General features: G+C 72.6%; 6 protein-coding genes and 1 pseudogene. 2 read left to right on the top strand and 5 right to left on the bottom strand.

Features of this window, described 5'->3' with window-relative positions; all coding sequences use genetic code 11:
• From ACFE76_RS08155 to ACFE76_RS08140, 4 genes and pseudogenes are all read right to left on the bottom strand, one after another.
• A pseudogene (locus ACFE76_RS08155) lies at positions 1-268 on the bottom strand (hypothetical protein); the annotation flags it as partial.
• A 27-nt stretch (positions 269-295) separates the two neighbouring features.
• On the bottom strand, positions 296-3745 hold the full coding sequence (locus tag ACFE76_RS08150) for an error-prone DNA polymerase (RefSeq protein ID WP_375431234.1): 3450 nt from the start codon (positions 3743-3745) through the stop codon (positions 296-298).
• Between the two features lie 36 nt (positions 3746-3781).
• Positions 3782-5365, bottom strand: coding sequence for a DNA polymerase Y family protein (locus tag ACFE76_RS08145; protein WP_375431233.1), 1584 nt, complete (start codon positions 5363-5365; stop codon positions 3782-3784).
• 1 nt (position 5366) lies between these two features.
• On the bottom strand, positions 5367-6026 hold the full coding sequence (locus ACFE76_RS08140) for a hypothetical protein (protein WP_375431232.1): 660 nt from the start codon (positions 6024-6026) through the stop codon (positions 5367-5369).
• Between the two features lie 185 nt (positions 6027-6211).
• Here ACFE76_RS08140 and ACFE76_RS08135 point away from each other — a divergent pair, with 185 nt between their 5' ends.
• Both ACFE76_RS08135 and ACFE76_RS08130 read left to right on the top strand, forming a co-directional pair.
• Positions 6212-6661, top strand: coding sequence for an HNH endonuclease (locus tag ACFE76_RS08135; RefSeq protein ID WP_375431231.1), 450 nt, complete (start codon positions 6212-6214; stop codon positions 6659-6661).
• Positions 6662-6731: 70 nt separating this feature from the next.
• The gene (locus tag ACFE76_RS08130) at positions 6732-7382 is read left to right on the top strand and encodes a DedA family protein (protein ID WP_375431230.1); all 651 of its coding nucleotides are present in this window, start codon (positions 6732-6734) and stop codon (positions 7380-7382) included.
• Here ACFE76_RS08130 and ACFE76_RS08125 read toward each other — a convergent pair.
• Positions 7372-8574, bottom strand: coding sequence for a multidrug effflux MFS transporter (locus ACFE76_RS08125; RefSeq protein ID WP_375431229.1), 1203 nt, complete (start codon positions 8572-8574; stop codon positions 7372-7374). The genes ACFE76_RS08130 and ACFE76_RS08125 overlap by 11 nt on opposite strands.
• Positions 8575-8605 lie beyond the last annotated feature (31 nt).

The following is an 8605-nucleotide window of genomic DNA, read 5'->3' as shown; positions in this document are numbered from 1 at the left end:
CCTTCACCTGCCCGGACTGCACCTGAACCCACAACCGCGGCAGCCGGTAACGCACGTCCAGAGCATCGGCGATCAACCGTTGCGCCGCGATCATCCCCGTCGCCTGCAGGGCCGGCCCGCCAGCCGCAGTCGCACGAACACTCCTCAGTGAGTTGGCGAAGGCCAGCTCCTTCTCAAGATCACGGCGATCCTCTACGGCGAGGTCGTGTTCTTCCACCATGACGACGCTGCGGTACTTCGGCCGGCGAAGTAGGTCCGGGAGCTTCACGCCAGCAGGATGGACCGCACAACGCGGTCACCGGAAGTCCCGCGAGGGGTGCCGACCGGAGACCACCCCCTGCGCGTCGGGGACGACCGTGCTCAACGGCTCGAGCCGGTCGGCGACGAGGTTGGTCACGCCCTCGTTGTGCTCGATCCGACCGCGGATCACCATGGCGTTGGCGTTACGGCCGACCCGACGGAACCGGCGCCACATCGGCTCGGCGCAGACGATGTTGAGCATCCCCGTCTCGTCCTCCAGGTTGAGGAACGTGATGCCGCCCGCGGTACCGGGCCGTTGCCGGTGGGTGACCAGACCAGCCACCCGGATCCGGCGCTTGTCGTAGGCCGGGCCGAGGTCGCTGATCGCCACGATCCCCTGCCGGTCGAGAACCGGCCGCAGGTGGCCGACCGGGTGGTCCGACGGTGAGATCGTCGTCGACCACAGGTCGGCCAGGGTCAGCTCCACCGGGCTCATCCCCGGCAGGGTGGGCGGCGCCGCGTCGACCGCGGTTCCGGGCAGAGTGTCGGTGCTGTCGGCGTAGCCGGCGTTCCACAACGCCTGCCGGCGGGAGAAGCCGAAACCGTCGAAGGCTCCGGCGGTGGCGAGCGCCTCGGTCTGCGGCACGGTCAGCCCGGCTCGCCGGACCACGTCGTTCTGGCTGGTGAACCGAGCGCGAACCCGCTCGGCGACGAGCCGCTCCGCCACCTCCCGGCCCAGCCCCTGGACGGCGGTCAGCCCGAGACGGAGCGCAAAGCTCCCGTCCCGCCGGTGCTCGGCGGTGCGGTCGGGAGCACCGCGGTCGAAGCGCCCGACCGGGTCCTGGACGCGGTCCAGGCAGCGCGCGGGACCGGTCGGGCCAAAGAGGCCAGCGTTCAGCGGCTCCAGGTCGGCGTCCACCCCGGAGGTCAGCACGTCGGGCCGGCGGACCTCGACGCCGTGCCGGCGGGCGTCTCCGACCAGCGACTGCGGGGAGTAAAAGCCCATCGGCTGGGCGCGCAGCAGCCCGGCCAGGAAGGCGCCGGGATAGTGCAGCTTGAGCCAGGCCGAGGCGTAGACCAGCAGGGCAAAGCTGATCGCGTGGCTCTCGGCAAAGCCGAAGTTGGCGAACGCCTGGATCTTGCCGTAGATCTCGTCAGCCATCGCGCCGGTGATGCCGTTGCGAGCCATCCCTTCGTACAGGGTGGTGCGCAGCCGCTCGATCTTTTCCACCCCGCGCTTGGAGCCCATCGCCCGGCGGAGCAGGTCGGCATCGTCACCGCTGCACTCCCCGACGGCCATCGCGATCTGCATCAGCTGCTCCTGGAACAGCGGCACCCCCAGCGTCCGCTCCAGCACCGGTTCGAGCTTGGGGTGCAGATAGCTGACCTCTTCCTTGCCGGTGGCGCGGCGGATGTAGGGGTGCACCGCGCCGCCCTGGATCGGACCGGGCCGGATCAGCGCGATCTCGATCACCAGGTCGTAGAAGCGGCGCGGCTGCAGCCGGGGCAGCGTGCCGATCTGAGCCCGGCTCTCCACCTGGAAGACCCCGATCGAGTCGGCCCGGCAGAGCATGTCGAACACCCCGCCCTCCTCCTTGGGCATGGTGTCCAGCGTCCAGCGCTCCCCGACCCGCTCCGCCGCCACGTCGAAGCTGTGCTGGATCGCCGACAGGATGCCGAGCCCGAGGAAGTCGAACTTGACCAACCCCATCCAGGCGCAGCTGTCCTTGTCCCACTGCAGCACTGTTCGGTCGGTCATCCGGCCGGGCTCGATCGGGCAGACCTCCCCCACCGGGCGGTCGGTGAGCACCATCCCGCCGGAGTGGATGCCGAGGTGCCGCGGCGCCTTGAGCAGGGCATCGGCGAGGTCGATGACCGGGGCGGGGATGGTGTGGTTGTCGTTCAGCGGCAGCGAGCCGAAGGAGTCGATCTGCTTGGACCACGCGTCCTGCTGACCGGTGGAGTAGCCGAGCGCCTTGGCCATGTCCCGGACCGCGGACTTGGGCCGGTAGCTGATCACGTTGGCCACCTGGGCGGCGTTGCGCCGGCCGTAGCGGCGGTAGACCTCCTGGATCACCTCCTCCCGCCGGTCGGAGTCGAAGTCGACGTCGATGTCGGGCTCCTCGTCGCGGGTGGTGGACAGGAACCGCTCGAACGGCAGGTCGTAGGTGATCGGGTCGACGGCGGTGATGCCCAGGACGTAGCAGACCACCGAGTTGGCCGCCGAGCCCCGGCCCTGGCAGAGGATGCCGCGTTCGCGGGCAAAGCTGACGGCGTCGTGCACGATCAGGAAGTAGCCGGGGAAGTCCTTGGCCTCGATCACCGCCAGCTCACGCTGCAGCCGCTCGTGGGCGGCGGCCCGGTTGACCCGCTCGCCGTGCTCGGGATAGCGCTCGTCGGCGCCACGTCGGGACAGCTCGCGCAGCCAGCTGATCGGGGTGTGGCCATCGGGCACCTGCTGCTTCGGCAGCCGCGGCTTGGCCAGCCGCAGCGCGAAGGCCAGCTCGTCGGCCAGCGCCACGCTCGCCGCCACCGTGCCGGGATAGCGGGCGAACCGGCGCACCATCTCCTCCCCCGACCGCAGGTGCGCCCCGGGTGAGGGCAGCCAGCCGTCCATCTCGGCCAGGCTGCGACGAGCCCGGACCGCGGCCATCGCCGACCCCAGCCGGTACTCCGCCGGGGTGGCGAAGTGGACGTTGCCGGTGGCCACACAACGCAGCTCGTGGTCCGAGGCCAGGTCGACGAGCACGTCGTTGACCGCCGAGTCGGTCGGCAGCCCGGAGTCGGTCAGCTCCACCACCACCTGGCTGTGGCCGAACAACGCGGTCAGCCGGTCCAGCTCTTGGGCCGCCGCTTCTCGCCCCCGGGTGTCCAGGGCCGAGCGCACCGACCCCTTGCGGCAGCCGGTCAGCACCACCCACTCCCCGCCCGCGGCGGCACCCAGCTCGTCCAGGTCGTAGCGGGGACGGCCCTTCTCAGCGCCGCGCAGCTGAGCCTCGGTGATGGCTCCGGCCAGCCGGTGATAGCCCCCGACCCCGGCCGCCAGCACGAGGAGGTGGGAGCCCTCGGGGTCGGCCACGCCGTTCTGCGGAGTGGTCAGCTCGAGCGACAGCTCGGCCCCGTAGACGGTCCGCAGGTCGTACGCGGTCGCGGCCTCCGCGAACCGCGCCGCCCCGTAGAGGCCGTCGTGGTCGGTCAAGGCCAGGGTGTCCAACCCCAGCCGGACCGCCTCCTCGACCAGCGTCTCAGGGTCGGCGGTGCCGTCGAGGAAGCTGAAGTTGCTGTGGCAGTGCAGCTCGGCGTACGGCACCACGGGACCGGCCGGACGCGTCACCGCCGGGGCAGCGCTCTCGTACGCGACCCGCTTGCGGGTGTAGCCGGGCGCGGAGTCGTCGGTGGGGTTGTCCGGCGAGACCGCCCGGGCAAAGGGCCGTTCGGTCACCGGGCGGCCGGAGAGCTGGCGCTCGAGCTCCGACCAACGCATCGGCGGGTTCTCCCAGTTCACCGCGCTCTCCCCCCTTCGACAGGCTCGGGGCGCGTGTTAGTCATACCGCGCCTCGCACCACCAGCGGCCGTCCTCCACGACCAGCAGCCAGGCGCTGCCGTCGACCCCGACCACCTGGAAACGGGCGACCCGCCGGGCCGAAGCCGGATCCCACCACAGCTCGTCGATCGGCCACGGCCCGGCCCAGGCCTGGACCCGGGTGGGCGGCGACATCCGGTCGACGCTGAACTGGACCGGGTCGCCGGTGACCAGACCACGGTCGGTCACCGCGACCGGTCGGCCGTCGCCGCTGGTGACCAGGGCGGGCTGTGGCTCGGCGAAGACCCGGGCCGGGGCGGGCGGCGGGATCGACCCCGGCCACGGCAGGCTGGTGGGCCGGACGGTCGCCGGCCGTTCCCCCCAGGGCGTCATGGCCTGGCGGCGACGGGGGGTGCGGCCGCCCTGGACCGCGGGGGCCAGCACCTCTTCGGGACCGAGCATCCCCTGCAGCCGGGCGACGCCGCGCTCCACCCGCTCGTCGGGCGCGCTGCCCCACAGCCCTTCGCCGTGGTCGCCCAGCGACTCGACCGTCTCGGGGACGATCCGCACCTCGCACACCGGGTCAGGCGCCGGGTCGCCCTGCAGCTGCCAGTAGAGCCGGTCGACCAGGTCGGCGGCGGTGAACCAGCGGGAGTGCAGCCAGATCCGCGAACCGGTCCAGCCGCTCTCGGTGCTGACCACGATCCGCACCTCGGTGCAGACCAGGCCGTGCCGGGCGAGCTCGGCGACCGTGCGCTCGGCGGTCTGCCGGGTGGAGAACGCGATCGGCTCGATGGTCTCCAGCGGTGGCTCGAAGGCGATCCGCTGGGTCAGCTCGAGCGGCGCCTGCCGGGCCACCGCGATCCGGTCGTCCCGCCCCCGCGCCTGCCGGTGCAGCCACGCACCGGCGGCACCGAACCGGGTCAGCACGTCCCGGGCGGGCAGGGCGGCAAAGTCGCCGAGCGTCCGCAGCCCCAGCCGGCGCAGCAGGCTGACCAGGTCGGCGTCGGCGAGCACCGCCACCGGCAGCGGGGCGAGGAAGTCCGCCGACCCGCCCACCGGCACCACCCGGCAGTCCTGGGTCGGGGCCCGGCGGGCCGCCTGCTCGGCGGCGAAGATGCCGTCGGCGATCCCGATCCGGCAGTCCCAGACCCCGACCGAGACCAGGTGCTCGGCCACGGCGGCGGCCGCGGCGGCCTCACCCCCGTAGAAGCGGCTCGGCACCGTCAAGGCGCAGAGCCCCGGCTGCACCGGGGCGACGCCGGCACTGACCTGTTCGACGCTGGTCAGCACCGCCTCGAAGCTCGCGGTCTCGGCCTCGGGCACGCGGTCAACGACCACCAGCTCGGGGCAGCGGGCCGAGGCGTCGCGGCGTCGCATCCCTCGCTTGACCCCTTCGGCCCGGGCGGCCGCGGAGCAGGCGAAGACCTCACCGCGCTCGACCACCGCGAGGGCTGAGTCCAGGGACAGCTCGGCGGCCAGCGCGGCCGCGACCACCGGCCAGTCGGGACACCAGACGACCATCACGCGGCGGCCGGGCCCCGGCGCACTCGAGGTCGGGGTAGCGGTCGGGGTCACGGGGGACGGAGTCAGGACGGCCATCTCAACCTGCCTGCACGGCGGTGAGCTGGACCGGGGCCTCGCGGTCCACGCTCACCTGGGAGTCGGTGCCGGGCAGCCACAGCGTCGTGCGGCGGACCGGAGCCCCACCGCGGCGGACGCTCACCTCCACCTGGCGACCCCGCAGGTGGCCGTGGCCCTGACCCAGGCCGGTCCAGGTCGAGTTGGTGACGCTGAGGACGGCGTCGCTGCGCGGCCAGCCGCCCCAGCAGACCAGGGCGGCGTCCTTCTGTCGCAGCCGGGAACGCAGCCGTTCGGCCTGGCCCTCGCTGACCGGGCTGGACGGGCGGACCAGGACGACCGACACCACGTCGGCGAGCCCGGCGGTCACGCTCAGCCAGTGCTCGCCGGGCGCCGGCACCGCGATCGTGCGCTCCAGCGCCAGGCCGAAACCGGCGGCCGCCTCCCAGCCCAGCTCGGGCACCCCGACCACCGCGCTCCACTCCCCCGCCAGCGAGGGACCGGCCAGCAACGCCATGGCCAGGCTCAGGCTGTCCACCGCGTACGCCCCACCGGTCTTGAGCCGGAGCACCTCACCGAGGGCCGGCAGGCTGTCGAGGGTGCGGGTGACCGCCGCGCCCTGCATCCGCTGGACGCGCTGCTGCAGCTCAGAGACCCGGTCGGCGACGGAGAGGAGAGGCACTCGTCCATAATCGAACGTGCGTTCTAGATCGTCAACTGGGGTCGACCGGACCTTGAGACTACGTGTCCTCGGCCCGTACCGGTGTGCCACGCACTTGACCGGACCGGCCATAATCCTGATGACAGCATCATCTGCTTTGTGGATCATCGTCTCGGCCAGGCCCGACACGAGGAGGAGGTGTGGCCATGTCCGGCGTCGTCGTCCTGAACACCGACAACACCGCCCTGCACACCGTCTCGATCCAGCACGCCATCAAGATGCTCGTCCGCGAGGTCGCGATCGTCGAGGAGGCCCGGGACGGCCACTCGATCGGCCCCTATCCCTGGCCGGTCGTGCTGCGGCTGATCCGCTACGTCAAGACCTCGTTCCTGTACGCGCGGAACCCGGCCTGGTCCAAGCGCGGCGTGCTGCGTCGCGACCTGCACCGCTGCGCCTACTGCTCCGGTCCAGCCGACACCGTCGACCACCTCATGCCCCAGTCCCGCGGCGGTCAGAACACCTGGCTCAACACCGTCGCCGCCTGCACCCGCTGCAACAACCTCAAGGCCAACCGGACCCCGGCCGAGGCCCAGATGCCTCTCGCCTGGCGGCCGAGCATCCCGTCCTGGCGGGAGGCCTACCATCGGCGAAGCTGAGGAGCCGGCGACCGAGCCGGCCGAGGTTGAGGCCGATGCCGAGGAGAAGGAGTGGTGGGACGATCCGCGGATGCCCTGGAAGGGCAAGCCCGGGCGCAGCGACATCGGGTGCTGGATCGGCTTCTCGGTCACCGGCATCTACAACCTGGTGCTGCTGCCGCTGCGACCGGTGCTGCTCGGGGCCAACCCGTACCTGCTGGCCGCGCTCGGCGGCTCACGGGTCTCGGCGGTCACGATCGGGGCGCTCGCCGCGACCGGGGTGGGGTTCTGGCCGCTGGGACTCGTGCTCGGCACCATCGGCGCAGTGAAGTTCGACTGGCTGTTCTGGTGGGCGGGCCGGCTGTGGGGTCGCGGCCTGATCGAGCTGGTGGCCGGCCGCTCGCCTCGCGCCGCGCGGAACGCTGACCGGGCCGAACGGCTGGCCAGACGCTACGGGTCGCTGGCGATCATGGCGGGCTACGTCATCCCGCTGCCCAGCGCCGTGGTGTACGCGACCGTGGCGGCCGCCGGTATGTCGCTGCGGCGCTTCCTGCTGGTCGACGTGGGGACCGCCGCGGTGACCCGTGGCCTCTTCATCTACCTCGGCTACCGGATCGGGGAGCCGGCCGTGCACGTGCTCGCGGAGGTCGCGCGCTATTCCTGGTACCTGTCGATCGTGCTGCTGGCCGGGGTGATCCTCGGCGCGATCCGCGGGTCCCGGCGCAAGAAGGTCACGGCCTAGAGCGTCGGACCGCCGGCACCACGAAGGTCAGGTAGACCAGGCTGGCGGCGGCGCTCGCGCTGACCGCCACCACCCCGAGCGGGACGGCCGAGTCCTCGCCGGCGATCCCGACCAGCGGGGCCACCAGCGCTCCGAACGCGAACTGGGTCAGGCCGAGCACCGAGGACGCCGCGCCCGCCTGCTCGGGGTAGTCGGCCATCGCCAGGGCGGTGGCGGTGGGAAAGACCAGGCCGAGGGCGCTCACCATCACGAAGAGCGAGCCGATCACGAAGCCCAGGCCAAGACCCAGCAGCACCGTCGCGGCGAGCGACGCCGCTCCGAGCAGGTTGACGGCCAGGCCGAGCGCCAGCACCCGGGCCGCCGGCCAGGTGCGGCTCAGCCGGGACGCCACGCCGCTGACGGCCATGATGCCCACCGCGTTGAGCCCGAAGACGATCGAGAAGCTCTGCGCGGACAGCCCGTAGATCCGCTGCAGCACGAAGGTGGCGCCCGCGATGTAGGCGAACATCGACGCGGCGGCCAGACCTGAGGACAGTGCCGCGCCGAGAAAGTAGCGGTCGTGCAGCAGGACCCCGAAGCCGCGCAGCGACCCGCCGAGGCCGCCGTGGCTGCGGCGACCCGGCGGCAGGGTCTCCCGCTGCAGCAGCCCCGCCACGAGCAGGACCGCGCCGAACCCGGCGAGCACGCCGAAGATGCCGCGCCAGCTCATCACCCGGCTGAGCTGGCCGCCGAGCACGGGTGCGACCACCGGGGCCAGTCCCGAGATGAGGGTCAGCCGGGCAAAGAACAGCACCAGCGTCCGGCCCTCGTAGAGGTCGCGGGCGACCGCGCGGGCGATCACCAGTCCGGCTGCCCCGGCGAGGCCCTGCACCAGCCGCAACGCCACCAGGACCTCCACCGACGGCGCCGCGGCGCAGGCGGCCGAGGCCAGCAGGTACGCGACCAGGCCGAGGAGCAGCGGCCGGCGCCGGCCGAACCGGTCCGAGAGCGGGCCGGCGACGAGCTGGCCGACGGCCAGCCCGACCAGGCAGGCAGTGATGGTGAGCTGGGCCGCGGAGGCCGTGCTCTGCAGGTCGTCGGAGAGCTCGGGCAGGGCCGGCAGGTACAGGTCCAGCGACAGCGGACCGAAGGTCGACAACAGCCCGAGCGTCACCACCGGGCGCATCCCGGGAGCGGCGGGGTCGCGGGACATGGGCGACATTCTCCCAGCCGGCCGAGCCGTC

The organism is uncultured Friedmanniella sp., assembly GCF_964244005.1.
Taxonomy (GTDB): domain Bacteria; phylum Actinomycetota; class Actinomycetes; order Propionibacteriales; family Propionibacteriaceae; genus Microlunatus.
This window is presented reverse-complemented; position numbering and strand designations above follow the sequence as displayed.

Coding starts and splice junctions, on each gene's coding strand:
- ACFE76_RS08125 (WP_375431229.1), bottom strand. CDS start 8,574: ATGTCCCGCGACCCCGCCGCTCCCGGGATGCGCCCGGTGGTGACGCTC.
- ACFE76_RS08135 (WP_375431231.1), top strand. CDS start 6,212: ATGTCCGGCGTCGTCGTCCTGAACACCGACAACACCGCCCTGCACACC.
- ACFE76_RS08145 (WP_375431233.1), bottom strand. CDS start 5,365: ATGGCCGTCCTGACTCCGTCCCCCGTGACCCCGACCGCTACCCCGACC.
- ACFE76_RS08130 (WP_375431230.1), top strand. CDS start 6,732: ATGCCCTGGAAGGGCAAGCCCGGGCGCAGCGACATCGGGTGCTGGATC.